Source organism: Stakelama sediminis (assembly GCF_014199335.1).
Lineage (GTDB): Bacteria > Pseudomonadota > Alphaproteobacteria > Sphingomonadales > Sphingomonadaceae > Sphingomonas > Sphingomonas sediminis.
The window spans coordinates 1-13,458 of the sequence record NZ_JACIJI010000008.1; the positions used below are offsets into that span (position 1 = coordinate 1).

At 61.0% G+C, this 13,458-nt stretch carries 15 protein-coding genes and 1 tRNA gene; 5 read left to right on the forward strand and 11 right to left on the reverse strand.

Going from position 1 to position 13,458, the window contains the following annotated elements; all coding sequences use genetic code 11:
* The first annotated feature begins 64 nt into the window (after window positions 1-64).
* Window positions 65-628, forward strand: a complete 564-nt coding sequence (locus tag FHR23_RS14630; RefSeq protein WP_184005488.1) for a tyrosine-type recombinase/integrase — start codon at window positions 65-67, stop codon at window positions 626-628.
* A gap of 39 nt (window positions 629-667) precedes the next feature.
* Here FHR23_RS14630 and FHR23_RS14635 read toward each other — a convergent pair.
* Together FHR23_RS14635 and cpdR are read right to left on the reverse strand one after the other, a co-directional pair.
* Window positions 668-742 (reverse strand) — tRNA-Val (locus FHR23_RS14635).
* 66 nt (window positions 743-808) lie between these two features.
* On the reverse strand, window positions 809-1,186 hold the full coding sequence (cpdR, locus tag FHR23_RS14640) for a cell cycle two-component system response regulator CpdR (protein WP_184005490.1): 378 nt from the start codon (window positions 1,184-1,186) through the stop codon (window positions 809-811).
* Window positions 1,187-1,286: 100 nt separating this feature from the next.
* Between cpdR and FHR23_RS14645 the strand changes: the two genes are divergently transcribed.
* Window positions 1,287-2,138, forward strand: a complete 852-nt coding sequence (locus tag FHR23_RS14645; protein ID WP_343043176.1) for an N-formylglutamate amidohydrolase — start codon at window positions 1,287-1,289, stop codon at window positions 2,136-2,138.
* Window positions 2,139-2,330: 192 nt separating this feature from the next.
* On the opposite strand, the gene FHR23_RS14650 is transcribed toward FHR23_RS14645, so the two are convergent.
* From FHR23_RS14650 to FHR23_RS14660, 3 genes are read right to left on the reverse strand one after another with little or no spacing between them, the layout of a single operon-like run.
* A complete protein-coding gene (locus FHR23_RS14650; protein ID WP_343043177.1) occupies window positions 2,331-2,873 on the reverse strand; it encodes a cytochrome b in 543 nt (180 codons plus the stop codon).
* Between the two features lie 4 nt (window positions 2,874-2,877).
* Window positions 2,878-3,657: a SapC family protein gene (locus FHR23_RS14655; RefSeq protein ID WP_184005492.1), complete on the reverse strand. Its 780-nt coding sequence runs from the start codon at window positions 3,655-3,657 to the stop codon at window positions 2,878-2,880.
* A 39-nt stretch (window positions 3,658-3,696) separates the two neighbouring features.
* Entirely contained in the window at window positions 3,697-5,145 is a 1,449-nt protein-coding gene (locus FHR23_RS14660; RefSeq protein ID WP_184005494.1) for an FAD-binding oxidoreductase, read from the reverse strand.
* Between the two features lie 79 nt (window positions 5,146-5,224).
* Between FHR23_RS14660 and FHR23_RS14665 the strand changes: the two genes are divergently transcribed.
* From FHR23_RS14665 to FHR23_RS14675, 3 genes are all read left to right on the forward strand, one after another.
* The gene (locus FHR23_RS14665) at window positions 5,225-5,683 is read left to right on the forward strand and encodes a hypothetical protein (protein ID WP_343043178.1); all 459 of its coding nucleotides are present in this window, start codon (window positions 5,225-5,227) and stop codon (window positions 5,681-5,683) included.
* A 90-nt stretch (window positions 5,684-5,773) separates the two neighbouring features.
* Window positions 5,774-7,144: a DEAD/DEAH box helicase gene (locus FHR23_RS14670; RefSeq protein WP_184005496.1), complete on the forward strand. Its 1,371-nt coding sequence runs from the start codon at window positions 5,774-5,776 to the stop codon at window positions 7,142-7,144.
* Window positions 7,145-7,159: 15 nt separating this feature from the next.
* Window positions 7,160-7,369, forward strand: coding sequence for a DUF1289 domain-containing protein (locus FHR23_RS14675; RefSeq protein ID WP_184005498.1), 210 nt, complete (start codon window positions 7,160-7,162; stop codon window positions 7,367-7,369).
* An 8-nt stretch (window positions 7,370-7,377) separates the two neighbouring features.
* Here FHR23_RS14675 and FHR23_RS14680 read toward each other — a convergent pair whose 3' ends face one another.
* The 6 genes from FHR23_RS14680 to FHR23_RS14705 all read right to left on the reverse strand — a co-directional run bounded on the left by FHR23_RS14680 (window position 7,378) and on the right by FHR23_RS14705 (window position 13,379).
* The gene (locus FHR23_RS14680) at window positions 7,378-7,998 is read right to left on the reverse strand and encodes a glutathione S-transferase family protein (RefSeq protein WP_184005500.1); all 621 of its coding nucleotides are present in this window, start codon (window positions 7,996-7,998) and stop codon (window positions 7,378-7,380) included.
* Between the two features lie 110 nt (window positions 7,999-8,108).
* Window positions 8,109-8,786 (reverse strand): DUF1013 domain-containing protein, encoded by a 678-nt coding sequence (locus FHR23_RS14685; protein ID WP_184005651.1) that lies wholly within the window; start codon window positions 8,784-8,786, stop codon window positions 8,109-8,111.
* Window positions 8,787-8,909: 123 nt separating this feature from the next.
* Entirely contained in the window at window positions 8,910-9,935 is a 1,026-nt protein-coding gene (locus FHR23_RS14690) for a glycosyltransferase family 4 protein (protein ID WP_184005502.1), read from the reverse strand.
* 4 nt (window positions 9,936-9,939) lie between these two features.
* On the reverse strand, window positions 9,940-10,827 hold the full coding sequence (locus tag FHR23_RS14695; RefSeq protein WP_184005505.1) for a UDP-2,3-diacylglucosamine diphosphatase: 888 nt from the start codon (window positions 10,825-10,827) through the stop codon (window positions 9,940-9,942).
* A 200-nt stretch (window positions 10,828-11,027) separates the two neighbouring features.
* Window positions 11,028-12,746 (reverse strand): flotillin family protein, encoded by a 1,719-nt coding sequence (locus FHR23_RS14700; RefSeq protein ID WP_184005507.1) that lies wholly within the window; start codon window positions 12,744-12,746, stop codon window positions 11,028-11,030.
* 3 nt (window positions 12,747-12,749) lie between these two features.
* Window positions 12,750-13,379, reverse strand: coding sequence for an OB-fold-containig protein (locus FHR23_RS14705; protein WP_184005510.1), 630 nt, complete (start codon window positions 13,377-13,379; stop codon window positions 12,750-12,752).
* Window positions 13,380-13,458: the final 79 nt, after the last annotated feature.

Here is a 13,458-nt window from a genome sequence, read left to right on the forward strand (position 1 = left end):
GCCATTCATATCTGGGGGGCATTAGCCCACTCGCGTTTGAAGCCAAGGTGGCATAATGAGATAGGTGACCGGCACAAAACCGGTACAAGTCCAGAGCATCGCCCAAGAGCGCGGGCAATGGATGCAGAACGAGCGCCGTTTTGCGCTCAATCCCGAGGGGCGCCTTCAAACCAAGAAAGTCCGTCCGGTCTTGCCAGTTGTCGACGTCCTGCACTCCTGGCTTCTCGCGACCGATGAATGGTTGGTCTGCCGGGAAGTGAAATCGTTCGACGAGAACCAGCAAATTGACGTTAGCGAGCAGTTACGCGTCGCTAGCGTTCGATCGGCTTGGGATAGTGCTCGGGAGGCTCTTCGCCTTCCTAATGGCTGGGGGCCCAAGCTTATCCGACACAGCATGGCGACGATTCTTGCAAACCGAAAGGTCGATCTGGTCGAGCTGGAGATGGCACTCGGTCATCGCGTGCTAAGTAAGACCAGCAGCCGCTACGCGATCTTCGATCCCGATTATCTCGCGACAATCCGGCATGGAATTGAGGATGTCCTGGCCGATCTCATGAAGCGCTCCGGCGGCGCCCTTCACCCGAAACTCACCCGAGACCATGAAAACATCACGGTGCTCCGGGCATAGAGAAGCCCCGGAAACCGTATGGTTATCCGGGGCTTATCATGGTGGGCGTGGCAAGGATTGAACTTGCGACCCCTGCGATGTCAACACAGTGCTCTACCACTGAGCTACACGCCCTCCGGAGGCGCGCCGTTTAGCCGGGCACGGCCTGCCATGCAAGCCGCTTTCGCGCTTTTTTATCGGTCAGTTGCGTGTGGGGATACTTTCCGCCTCAAACAGGCGATCCACTTCCATCACCAGCTCCCGCAGGTGAAAGGGTTTGGACAATATGCGGGCATTGGGAACCGATTTACCCGCCTTCAATGTGACCGCCGCAAATCCGGTAATGAACATCACACGGATATCCGGAGCGATCTCGCCAGCGCGCTGGGCAAGCTCAATCCCGTCCATTTCGGGCATCACGATGTCAGTCAGCAACAGGTCGAACGGTTCATTTTCCAGCAGCGGAATCGCCGCAGTACCGCGATCGACCGCCGACACGAAATAGCCCGACCGTTCCAGCGCACGGGTCAGATATTCGCGCATCACGCTATCATCTTCGGCCAACAGAATTCTGAACATGCTTCCCCCACTCCGGACCACAGAATATGCCCGCACAGGTTAATATTTTCCAGTCCGCCAGCCATTGTCCGATGTCCCATATCGGCATAGGTTCAACGGTGTGACCTATGATCGGATCCCGGCCTTCACCTGCTTCGGCGCTTCAACGCCTGTCACCCCCGTCATCCTGTCGGTGCCGCACGCCGGGCGTACATATCCCGATGGCCTGCTGAACGCCAGCGCAGTGCCGGTGTCGACCCTGCATGGGCTGGAGGATCGCTATGTCGACCATGTCGCCGGGATCGCACGCCGCCACGAAACGCTGATCGTCGCAAACTGCCCTCGTGCCTGGATAGACCTCAATCGCGCGGAGTGGGAGCGCGATCCGCAAGTGGATGATGGTGCCGACCCCGCCGCGCAACCGCATGGCAGTGCCAAGGTACGCGGTGGCCTGGGGCTGGTCCCACGGCGGCTGGGTACCTGCCAGATGCTATGGCATCGGCCCTTTTCGGCTGACGATATTGAAACGCGGATCGCACGATGCCATCGGCCCTATCATCAGATGCTGGCCAATATACTGCACACCGCCCTGGCGCGATTCGGGACGGCGATCCTGCTCGATATCCATTCCATGCCGCCTATCTCGGCAGCCAATGCGCCGCGAATCGTTCTGGGCGATCGTTTCGGACGTTCGGCCGGATCGCGCCTTGTCGCCGCGGCCCAGATGGCGGCGGAAAATCATGGCTATACTACTGCGGTCAACAGCCCTTATTCGGGTGGATATATTCTCGACCGGCATGGCGCCGCTGATCGCGGCATTCACGCTATCCAGATCGAGATCGACCGGGCAACCTATCTGGACTCTGCGCTCAACCTTCCCGGTCCCGGCCTGAACGCAGTGGCCACCATGGTACGCGCCATGATCGACGCCGTCAGCGCGGAAGCCGTGCCGCAACCGCTGGCCGCTGAATAAAAAACCACCCCGTGCTAACGCACAGGGTGGCCAAGGTTCAGGGAGGAGACACGCCAGCGGCGTGTCGCGCGATCCCGTGAAAGGGGGGAACACGAAACCGCGTAAAGGAGATATAGGCTCCGCCAAATGCCCCTTCAAGAGCACAAAGACAAAAACGTTAAAATTTAAATTCAGATTTTTTACAAAGCCTTATCAGCGCCCGGAGCCGGGCATCATGCGCATCAGCACGCTGTCGCGCAGAATGAAATGATGGCGCAGTGCCGCCGCGATGTGAACGATCACCAGCGCCGCCATTGCATAGCCGAATATCTCATGAAATTCATGCGCACCGCCTGCCAGCACCTTGTCCACTGGCAGGATCGGGAAATTAAACAGGCCGAACCAGCTCACTGCTCTGGGATGACGGCCACCCGACATCATCATCCAGCCGCTCAGCGGCATCAGCACGATCAGCAGGTAAAACGCCCAGTGGGTCAGTTTCGATGCCACCTTTTCCCAGCCTGCCATGCCGAGCGGCAAAGGCGGTGCAGGATGCGCCAAGCGCCATATCCAGCGACCGATGCTGAGGATCAGGACCGTCATGCCGATGGCGAAATGCACCGGCATGACCCCCAGCCCTTTGAGCAGGGACTCATGGAAAAGTCCCAATATGATGTTGACGATCACCAGCAGTGCGATGGTCCAGTGAAAGAAAATGGCACCGCGGCTGTACCGCTGCGCTGCAGTAATCGTCACAGGCTTATACTCCCGCCTGGGGTTCAGGAACCTTACCCTGCTGCATCTGACGCGCGAACAATTCCCGCATCAGGTTGAGCGACATCAGATGCGCATAAATCAGCGGCAGCATGCCGTTCTGCACCATCTTGCGCAATTGGTCGCCGCGCATTTCGTTGATTTTATTCTCATCGACCATCTGAAACCCGCGATAGATGAAGGGCTGCGGCGCGCCTTCGGGCTGGATCGACACTTCGCCGTCCATCAGCAGGCCCATCTCACCGATTTCCTTCATGAACATCGCGGTGCGCTGACCGGCCTGTTCGAACTGCTCGTTGAACTGCAGAATGGCCTTGGTGAACTCGCTCGGCTGGCCGTCGGTGAACAGCGCTTCGCCATCATCGAACTTACCGATCACATCGTCGGCGCTGGGGTCGAAACACAGCGACAGTTCCTCTGCATCCGGCTGCAGCTTCGCCAGCAGGAAGGGATAGCGGCGAATATAGGCGGGAATATACAGATCCTGCTCGACCGGCTTGCCTTCGTCGTCGAAGAACAGATTGACGCCTTCGTTCAGGCCCAGCAGCGCCAGCGGCACCGGTTCGTCGCCCAGCGAAAACACGATCGGCATGCGCCGTTGCACCAGCGGAAATTCCTCGACCGTCAGCGGCACCGCATGGACACCGGCCAGAAACGGCGCGCTTTCGGCGCGGCGAAGCGTGTAGTCGGAATGTTCCTGCGACGACAGGGGGCGCAGATCCTTATAGAAAAGCGGAAGCGATTGTGCTTGCGGCGCGCTGGCCATTTCAGTCTCCATAAATAGTTTGTTCGGCGTCTATGGCGCTCAGGCTTCGGGTGCAAGCGTCACCAGCTTGCCGGGGTTACAAATTCCCTTCGGATCGAGCGCCCGTTTGATTGCCCGCAGGGCGTGCAGCCGCGTCGGCGGCGCCAGCCGTTCCAACTCCTTCAGCTTCATCTGACCGATGCCGTGTTCGGCCGAAATCGAACCGTCCGCAGCTACCACCAGGTCGTTGACAAAGCGGGAGATCACCGGCGCTTCCTCAGCATACCAACGATCGCGATCCGCCCCTTCGGGCGCACGCACATGAAAATGCACATTGCCGTCGCCCAGATGCCCGAATGCGGTTGCATGGGTGCCGGGAAAGCGCGTTTCAGCCGCTCTGGCAGCATCAATCATGAACGCGGGCATCGTCGCGACCGGTACCGAAATATCATGCTGCACTGCCGGACCGCTCGCCCGTTCGGCCTCTGACAGCGAATCGCGCAATTTCCAGAAGGCGTCGGCCTGCGCCTCATTCTGCGCCAGCACGGCGTCGCGAATCCGTCCGGTCTCAAGCGCCGCCGCCAGCGGCGCTTCCAGTGCGGCACGCGGATCGGGCGAATCGGTCCTTTCGCTGACTGCTTCGATCAGGACGTGCCAGGGATGCCGGTCCTGCAAAGGCGCGCGGGTATCGGGGATATGTTCCAGCACGAGAGCGAGCGAGTCGCCGGGAATAATCTCGAAACTCTCCACCCCCGCATCGCGCGCTTCCAGTTGCCGCAGCAGTGCCAGCGCATCCCGGGGAGTCTCCACGCCCGCCCAGGCCACAGCGCGCTTTACGATCGCTGGGCGCAAACGCAGGGTCGCGGCGGTAATCACACCCAGCGTCCCTTCCGCGCCGATCAGCAACTGATTGAGGTCATAGCCGCGATTGTCCTTCTTCAGAGCCGACAGACCGTTATGGATTTCACCATTGGGCAGCACCGCCTCAACCCCGGCGATCAGTGCGCGCATCGTGCCGTGCCGCAGCACCTGCGTCCCGCCCGCATTGGTCGAGCACAACCCGCCCACGGTGGCGCTGCCGCGTGCGCCCAGCGTCAGCGGAAAGCGCCGCCCCGCCGCCTCCGCCGCTTCGTGCAGCGTTTGCAGGATGACGCCCGCCTCCACCACCGCCAGATTGTCTTCCGGGTTCAGCGACCGGATGCTGTTCATGCGCCGCAGGGATAATATCAATGCCGATCCGTCGGGCGGTGGGGTTGCGCCCCCGACCATCGAGGTGTTGCCGCCCTGCGGAACGATCGCAACGCCCAGCGCATCGGCCCGCGCCATGATCGCAGCGACCTCCTGCGTATTTGCCGGAGAGAGCAGCGCCGGCGCATCCCCGTGATACCGCCCGCGCCAGTCGGTCGTCCATGGCGCAACCTCTCCGGGATCGACGGTCACCGCTTTTGCCCCGAACTTCTCAAGAACAAAATCAATGAGTTGTTGCTGCGCGGACGTTGTTTCGGGCATTGGAATGCTATCGGTCATGTGCAGCTAGGTGGGATAAATTCATCAACGGTTCAATTGTTTCGCGTTAGATGTCGTGATCGTGCGGGTATTCAGGGTTCTTTTCAGCGGGGCGATTCTGGCGGGCGGCATGGGGGCTGCACCGCCCCCTCCGTTCACGCCCGGCGCCGGTGTGCAGGTCACGATTCATCAGCGCATCATCATCCGCATCCCGCGCGTATCCGATCCCGCCGTGCCGGCCGCCCGGCTGGTGCCGCGTCAGATGCACTGGAAAGAAAAACATGCCGACCGGTGCGTAATCGCCGACCAGTTTGCCGGGGCGACGATTACCGACAGCAGCAGCGTCGACCTGATCACCCGCGACGGCAGGCGGATGCGCGCCATTCTCGATGACAAATGCCCGTCACTTGATTTTTACGCCGGTTTCTACCTGATCCCCGGACGCGACGGCAAAATATGCGCACGCCGCGATGTAATCCGCTCGCGATCGGGCAGAAGCTGTGAAATCGCAACGTTCAAGCGACTGGTTCCCGAGCGGTAGAATCGCGAAAAACTTGACATTCCGGGCAAAATCCGCAAGCCAGCACGACAGCTTTTCCGTGGTGTTTTCACCCGCTTTTCCGGACAGAATATGAATTTTGCCGACCTCGGCCTTTCCGACGAACTTTTACGCGCCGTAAATGAGTCCGGCTATACTGAGCCGACCCCGATTCAGGCGAGCGCGATCCCCTCCGTGCTGATGATGCGCGACGTGATCGGGGTGGCACAGACCGGCACCGGCAAGACCGCGTCGTTCGTGCTGCCAATGATCGACGTGCTGGCACAGGGGCGCAGCCGCGCGCGGATGCCGCGTTCGCTGATTCTGGAGCCGACCCGCGAACTGGCGGCGCAGGTGGCGGAAAACTTTGAAAAATACGGCAAGTATCACAAGCTTTCGATGGCGCTGCTGATCGGCGGCGTCTCGATGGGCGACCAGATCAAGGCGCTGGAAAAGGGTGTCGACGTGCTGATCGCGACGCCGGGCCGGCTTATGGACCTGTTCGGGCGCGGCAATATCCTGCTGACCGGCTGTTCGCTGCTTGTCATCGACGAAGCGGACCGGATGCTCGACATGGGGTTCATCCCGGATATCGAGGAAATCTGCACCAAACTGCCCAAACAGCGCCAGACGCTGCTGTTTTCGGCGACCATGCCCCCGCCGATCAAGAAACTGGCCGACAAATTCCTGTCGAACCCCAAAACCATCGAAGTGGCGCGTCCCGCCACCACCAACACCAACATTACGCAAAAGCTGGTTCCCGTCACCTCGACGAAAAAGCGTGCGGTGCTGCGCAGTCTGCTCGATCAGGACGATGTGCGGACCGCAATCATCTTCTGCAATCGCAAGACGACGGTGCGCGACCTCAACAAGAGCCTGAAGCGGTCGGGATATAAATCCGGCGAAATTCACGGCGACATGGACCAGTCGCAGCGACTGGCCGAACTAGACCTGTTCAAACAGGGTGAGGTCAATATTCTCGTCGCCAGCGACGTCGCCGCGCGCGGGCTCGATATCAAAGGCGTCAGCCACGTCTTCAATTTCGACGCGCCCTGGCATCCCGACGATTATGTCCATCGCGTCGGTCGCACGGGCCGCGCGGGCGCCAGCGGCACGGCCTATACCTTCGTCACAAGCGAAGATGCCGAAGCGATCGCCAATATCGAAAAGCTGACGAGTCAGAAAATTCCCAAGCTTGCGATGCAGGGCGACGACAAACCGGCGGACAAGGACGAAGCGGATGCCGCTAAACCGAAACGCCGCAGCCGTCGCAGGAAAGAGGAGGATGGACAAAGCACCTCCCCCGCGCCTGCACCGAAACCAGCGGAGACGAAGCCGAGACGCAGCGGGCGCAAGGCCACAGCCGAAGCTCCGCCTACCCGGCAGCCGGCGCATCGCGACGAGGGGCCCGCGGACTGGAACGGCCCTGTTCCGGCCTTTCTCGACGTCAAGCTGGGCGTCTGACGCCCACTGCTGCGCATGGATGACGACGATCTGATCGAGCACGTCCCGCCACCGGCGGTGCCAAGCCCGTGTGTCGCCGTCTGTCGCCTTGATCGTTCGACCGGCTGGTGTATCGGCTGTGGCCGTACAGGCGGTGAAATCGCCGAATGGCCCCGTGCCGCGCCGGATCGTCAACGCACAATCATTGCCGCCCTGCACGCGCGGCTCAACACCCTGAAAGCATAGGCCTAAGTTCACGCCTCGGCGGGCATCAGCGCATCATCCAGTTCATTGGCACGCTGATATGCCGGGCGCTGGGACAGGCGCGCGCCATAATCCCTGAATGCGGGTCGGTCGGTTATGGTGCCGAACTGCAATCCCCACAGGATTTGCGACCCCAGATATACATCAGCGGCGGAAAAACTCTCGCCTGCGATCCACGGCCCCGCCGCCACCGCGCCTTCCAGTGTGTCCATCGTCTGCTCGAACGTGCCATACCCGACCATGCGTTGTTGCTCCGCAGTGGGTGCGATGCCGCGCGCCTTTTCGGTAACGGCGTGCTCGACCGGCCCGGCGGCGAAGAACAGCCAGCGATAATAAGACGCCCGATCCTGCACCGGCGGCGCCAACCCAGCATCGGGAAAAGCGTCGGCCAGATAGGCGCAGATCGCCGCACATTCGGTCACGATATCGCCGCGATGCACGATCGCGGGCACCTTCGCCATCGGATTGACGGCGCGATAGGCCTCCGCCTTCATCGAGTCGGCATAACCCAGCACCACCGTTTCATAGGTGGCACCAGCCTCTTCCAGCATCCAGCGTGCAATACGCCCGCGCGACATGGGATTGGTGTAGAAAATCAGATCGGCGGCCATGGCACGACTCCCGTTGGAACCCACGGAACATTATGGGAACGCAATCGAGAGTCAATGCTCCTTTCGGATGCCGCCCTACCCTGTGCCGCACGCAAGCAGCATTATTCGTTTCAGCGTGCGAACGGGTCCTCGAACTTCGGCTTGGCTTCGGCTTCACCGTCACCCGCCTGTTCAGCATCGGCAGCAGCTTCTGCATCGCGTGCAGCCTGTTCGCGCTCGGCGCGCAATTCGCTGATCAACGCCTCACGATCCCCCTCCAGCCGCGTATCGGTAGGCGCCTCGATTCCCGCAGCCTTTGCCGCCTTGGCAACGATCGCGTCGAGCTCACGCTGCGAACACAGTCCCAGCGTCACCGGATCTTTCGGCACGATATTGGCGATGTTCCAGTGGCTGCGCTCGCGGATCGCCTGAATGGTGGTGCGCGTCGTACCGATCAGCTTGCCGATCTGCCCGTCGGAAATTTCCGGGTGGTTGCGGATGATCCAGGCGATGCCGTCGGGTTTGTCCTGACGCTTCGACACCGGCGTGTAGCGCGGGCCCTTCGTCCGACGAACCTGTTCCGGGCCCTTTTGCATCTTCAGCCGATAATCGGGGTTTGCCTGCCCCTTTTCGATTTCTTCCATCGTCAGTTCATGCGCGCGCACGGGATCGCGGCCCGTCAGCTTGGTCGCGGCGGTGTCATCGGCGATTGCCTGCACTTCCAGAATGTGCAGGCCGCAAAAATCGGCAATCTGCTCGAACGAAAGCGCCGTATTGTCGACCAGCCAGGAAGCGGTCGCGTGCGGCATCAGCGGCTGGGTCACGAAATTCTCCGTACAAACAATAAGGGCCGCCCCTCACGGAGCGGCCGGTTCCTGTCCGGCGATGTAATAGCCTGCGCGCCCAAGAGCAAGGTTTTCGCGCAATCGCCTTCAGGCCGCATCCCGAAGCGCCGGCGGCAATGGAACCAGCGCGCGCAAAAACTGCGCCGTGCTCGCCTCCCAGGTAAAGCCCCGTCCATAAGCGGCGCACATTCTGCGATCGAGCTTCACCGCGTCGGCAATCGCATCTTCCAGCCGGTCGGCCATCGCCCCGGTTTCGGGTGTGAGTATATCGACCGGCCCCGTCACCGGATAGGCTGCAACCGGGGTGCCGCAGGCAAGCGCCTCGATCATCACCAGCCCGAACGTATCGGTACGGCTGGGAAAAACGAACACATCGGCAGCGCGATAGATGCTCGCCAGTTCCGTCCCGAACCGCGCGCCCATGAAGATCGCCTGCGGGAACTCCGCCTCCAGTTGCGCGCGCGCCGGGCCGTCACCGACCACTACTTTCGTCCCCGGATGACCGGATTGCAGAAAGGCGCGCAGATTCTTCTCCACCGCCACCCGGCCGACATAAAGCTGGATCGGGCGCGGCAAATGGCCCAGCGCCGGATGCCGCATACCATGATCCGAAAAATGCTGCAGGTCGACGCCGCGCCCCCAATGGCGGACATGGGTCAACCCGTGATCGATCAGCGTCCGGCGGATCGACGGCGTGGAGGCGAGGATCGCCTGAGCGGGTGCATGGAACCAGCGGATGTAATGCCAGACCCATTGGGCCGGCAGGCCGGATCGCGCCGAAACATAATCGGGAAACTGGGTATGATAGGCGGTCGTAAACGGGAAATCGCGGCGCAGGCACCAGCGACGCGCCGCCACGCATAACGGCCCCTCGGTCGCCAGATGGATCGCATCGGGCGCAAAATCCTCCAGCATTGCCCCAACTGTCGCGGTACGCGTCACCGCCAGCCGGATTTCGGGATAGGTCGGACACGGCAGCGAATAAAAGCTGTCGGGGGAGATGACGAACACCTCATGCCCCTGTCGCTGCAACAGTGCGCGCACCGATTGCAGGGTACGGACCACCCCGTTGACCTGCGGCTCCCAGGCGTCGGTAATCAGCGCGATCCGCATGGCTTCAGGCCGCCGCGCGGGCGTTGTCGGCAGGCACGTCCGCCTGAGGCACCGCCTCGCGCGCCGCGATCTCATCGCCCCAGTGCAGGATTTCCATCCGCCCGTCGAAATGTTCGACCAGCGCGGTGCAGCCTTCCACCCAGTCGCCGTCATTGAAATATTCGACGCCCTGAATTTCGCGCATATCCGCGGTGTGGATATGACCCGCAACCACCCCGTCGACACCGCGCGACTTCGCTTCTCTCGCCACGATCTCCTCGAAGTCGGAGATGAACTCGACCGCGTTCTTCACCTTCTTCTTCGCATGTTTGGACAAGGACCAATAAGGCAGCTTCATCATCCGGCGATAGGCGTTCACCCAGCGGTTGAGTGCCATCATCATCGTGTAGGCGGCATCGCCCAGATGCGCGAGCCAGCGATGCGACAACATCACCGCATCGAACTCATCGCCGTGCAGCACGAGCAGACGACGGCCGTCGGCGGTTTCGTGGATCGCCTGACGCCGGATTTCGACGCCGCCGAAATTCATGCCGGTGAACTGGCGGAACATCTCGTCGTGATTGCCGGGAATATAGACGATGCGGGTATTGCGCTTGGCGCGCTTCATGATGCGCCAGACAATGTCGTTATGCGCAGGCGGCCAGTAGAATTTCTTCTTCAGTCGCCAGCCGTCGATAATATCGCCCACCAGATACATGGTATCGCTGTCGACATGGTCGAGAAAGTCGATCAGCATTTCCGCATTGCACCCGCGCGTGCCCAGATGGACGTCGGAAATCCAGACGGTCCGGTATTTGCGGCGCTTCGTTACTGTCTTTTCCGGGATCGACGGCTGCGCATCCGTGAAATCGGATAGGTCAGCGTCGAACGGTAATCTGCTGATCGTCGCCATGGCGTCGCTCCATGCCCTGCCGTTTGCGAGCATATGGCGCACCATTGTTACAGTTCATGGGTCTATAATTTCACATGTTTGTAATAAAGAATAGAAAATACAGAATCTATTCTTTGCCAGCTTCGATAATTTCCAGGTGCCCGAAGGCCATGGACACCGCCGCGGAGAAGCCGAAAACCCTTCGGCCTCCCCGCATCCGGTTATTCAGCGGCTTCTTCGACGCCCGTATCCGATGACGGCTGCGACCTTGTCACGACATTCGTAGCACCTTCTGCGGTGGCACCCTTGACCAGCGCGTCCAGCGACGTGCCGTCAAAGCCCAGTTCCTTCATCAGCCCGTCGAGCACGGGCGCCTGCGCACGATACCGCAGCGCTGCGGCGACCGCTGAATTGGCAAGGTTGCCCTCCCCACCGGCAACCACCCCATCATTGGCCGCTGCGCCGGCATGGCCGGTCAGCCCGTCCACCTGCACGATCTTGATGGAATCGATCGCCTCCATCGGTTTGGCCGCTTCTCGCACCAGTTCAGGCAGGACGCGCAACAGTTCAAGCTTGGTCTGCAACGACACTTGATCCGACGACAGGATGTTGGCCGCCTCATTAACGGCGCGCTGGCCTGCCGCCTCGACCTCGAAACGCACACGGTCGGCTTCAGCACGCAGTTTCGCGGCTTCCGCCTCACCCTCGGCCAGTTGCCGCGTAGCAGCGGCCCGGTCGGCTGCCGCCTGTTTCTCGGCCTCCGCTTCGACCTTCACCTGGATCGCGGCCCGTTCGGCCTCACGCGACGCCTCGATCAATTCGATGCGTTTCTGGCGCTCGGCAATTTCGGTTTCACGCGAAGTATTGACCTGTTCCTCAGCCGCGACGGCTGCAGCGCGCGCCTTATCGGCTTCCGAGCGCGCCTGACTTTCCTCGCGGCTCTTGTTCTGGACTGCGATCTGCTGTTCCTGACGCGCCAGTTCCAGCGCCTGTTCCTGGGCGATCCGCGCTTCCTTGACCGCACGATCGGCTTCAATCTGCTGGCTGTCGACCTGCTTTTTCGCCTCAATCCGCGCCTGATCTGCTTCACGCTGGCGCTTGGCCTGCTCACTGGCGACTTCGGATGCCTGCTCGGCACGCCGCACCTCGACCTCGCGCTCCTGCTCCAGACGGGCGAACTCCTCGTCTCGCCCGATCAGGAAGGACTGGCGCTGTGCTTCCAGATTCTTGGTCTCGATCTGAACGCGGGTATCCTGCTCAATATCGTTGCGCGCTTTCTTGCGAAGCTCGATCTGCTCGGTCAGTTTGGTCAGGCCCTCGGCATCGAACGCGTTGTTTGCATTGAAATGCTCGATCGAGGTCTGGTCCAGACCGGTCAGCGACACCGATTCCAGTTCAAGGCCGTTCATCGCCAGATCAGCGGAAGAAACCTGCTGCACCTTCTGCACGAAGTCGGAACGTTGCTCATGCAGTTGCGCCATGGTCATTCCGGCAGCAACCGAACGCAGTGCATCGACGAACTTGCCTTCGACCAGCTCCTTCAATGCCTCCGGATGCATGGTGCGCAGGCCAAGCGTCTGGGCGGCAGTCGCGATCGACTGCGCATCGGGCCGTACACGAACGTAAAATTCCGCCTTCACGTCGATACGCAACCGATCAAGCGTGATCAGCGCATCGCCATTCTTGCGCTCCACGGCAAGGCGCACCGTATTCATATTGACCGGCATGGTTTCATGAAACACCGGCAGGACCAGCGCCCCGCCGTTCATCACCACCTTTTCACCGCCGAACCCCGTTCGCACAAACCCGATTTCCTTGGTCGCACGCTTGTAGAGCTTGGCGAGGATCAGGCCGAGGATCAACAGCGCGCCAAGCGCCACACCGGCATAGATCAGGATCGGCACCATCGAGCCGGAGCCCTGGGTCGCGACTTCATTCATCGTTTATCCTCCGATACGCGGCAATCGATTGTCGCCGCGGGAAATGGCGCGGAACAATCCGTCCTCACGCCGCACGAGGATGACGGCATCGCCTTCCTCGAAAATCTGTCCGACGGTGTCGGGTTCGACCATGACGTAATGTGCCTGACCATAGCGGTCCTCGACGCGTGTCCGCGCAGGCGATCCCTGCATTGCGCGACCGGTTGTAATCTTTCCGAAGCGCCCCACCAAAGTATCAAGCGACACTGCGGTCGTTTCATCATGCGGAAGGATCGGCGCCAGCACCCGCGCACCCAGCCCGGTCAGCGGCAGCGCAAACAGCAATGCCGCCGGCACCGCAATCCAGCCGTTAAGCAAATGCCCCGTCAGATTATCGAGGACCTGCTGTCCGATCAGTCCTGTCAGACCGAAAATGGTCAGGAACACCACCAGCAGCATCAGCAGCGGCAGGCGGCCCAGTCCCAGCCAGCCGAGCAGATTCAAATCCCCGTCGGCATCGAAATCGATATCGTGGTCGGCATCCAGACCGAAATGCCCGCCAAGGCCGATCAGCTGCATCACGCCGATCAGGAGCATCAGTACGATGGCCGTTACAAAGACGATATTTTCCGACGCGCCGAGAAACGCAAGCACGACCAATCCCCCATGAGTCGTGCTCAAGATAGGATGAGCCGACACCCTGGTCTAGGAAAACCGGACGTGATTACACCTT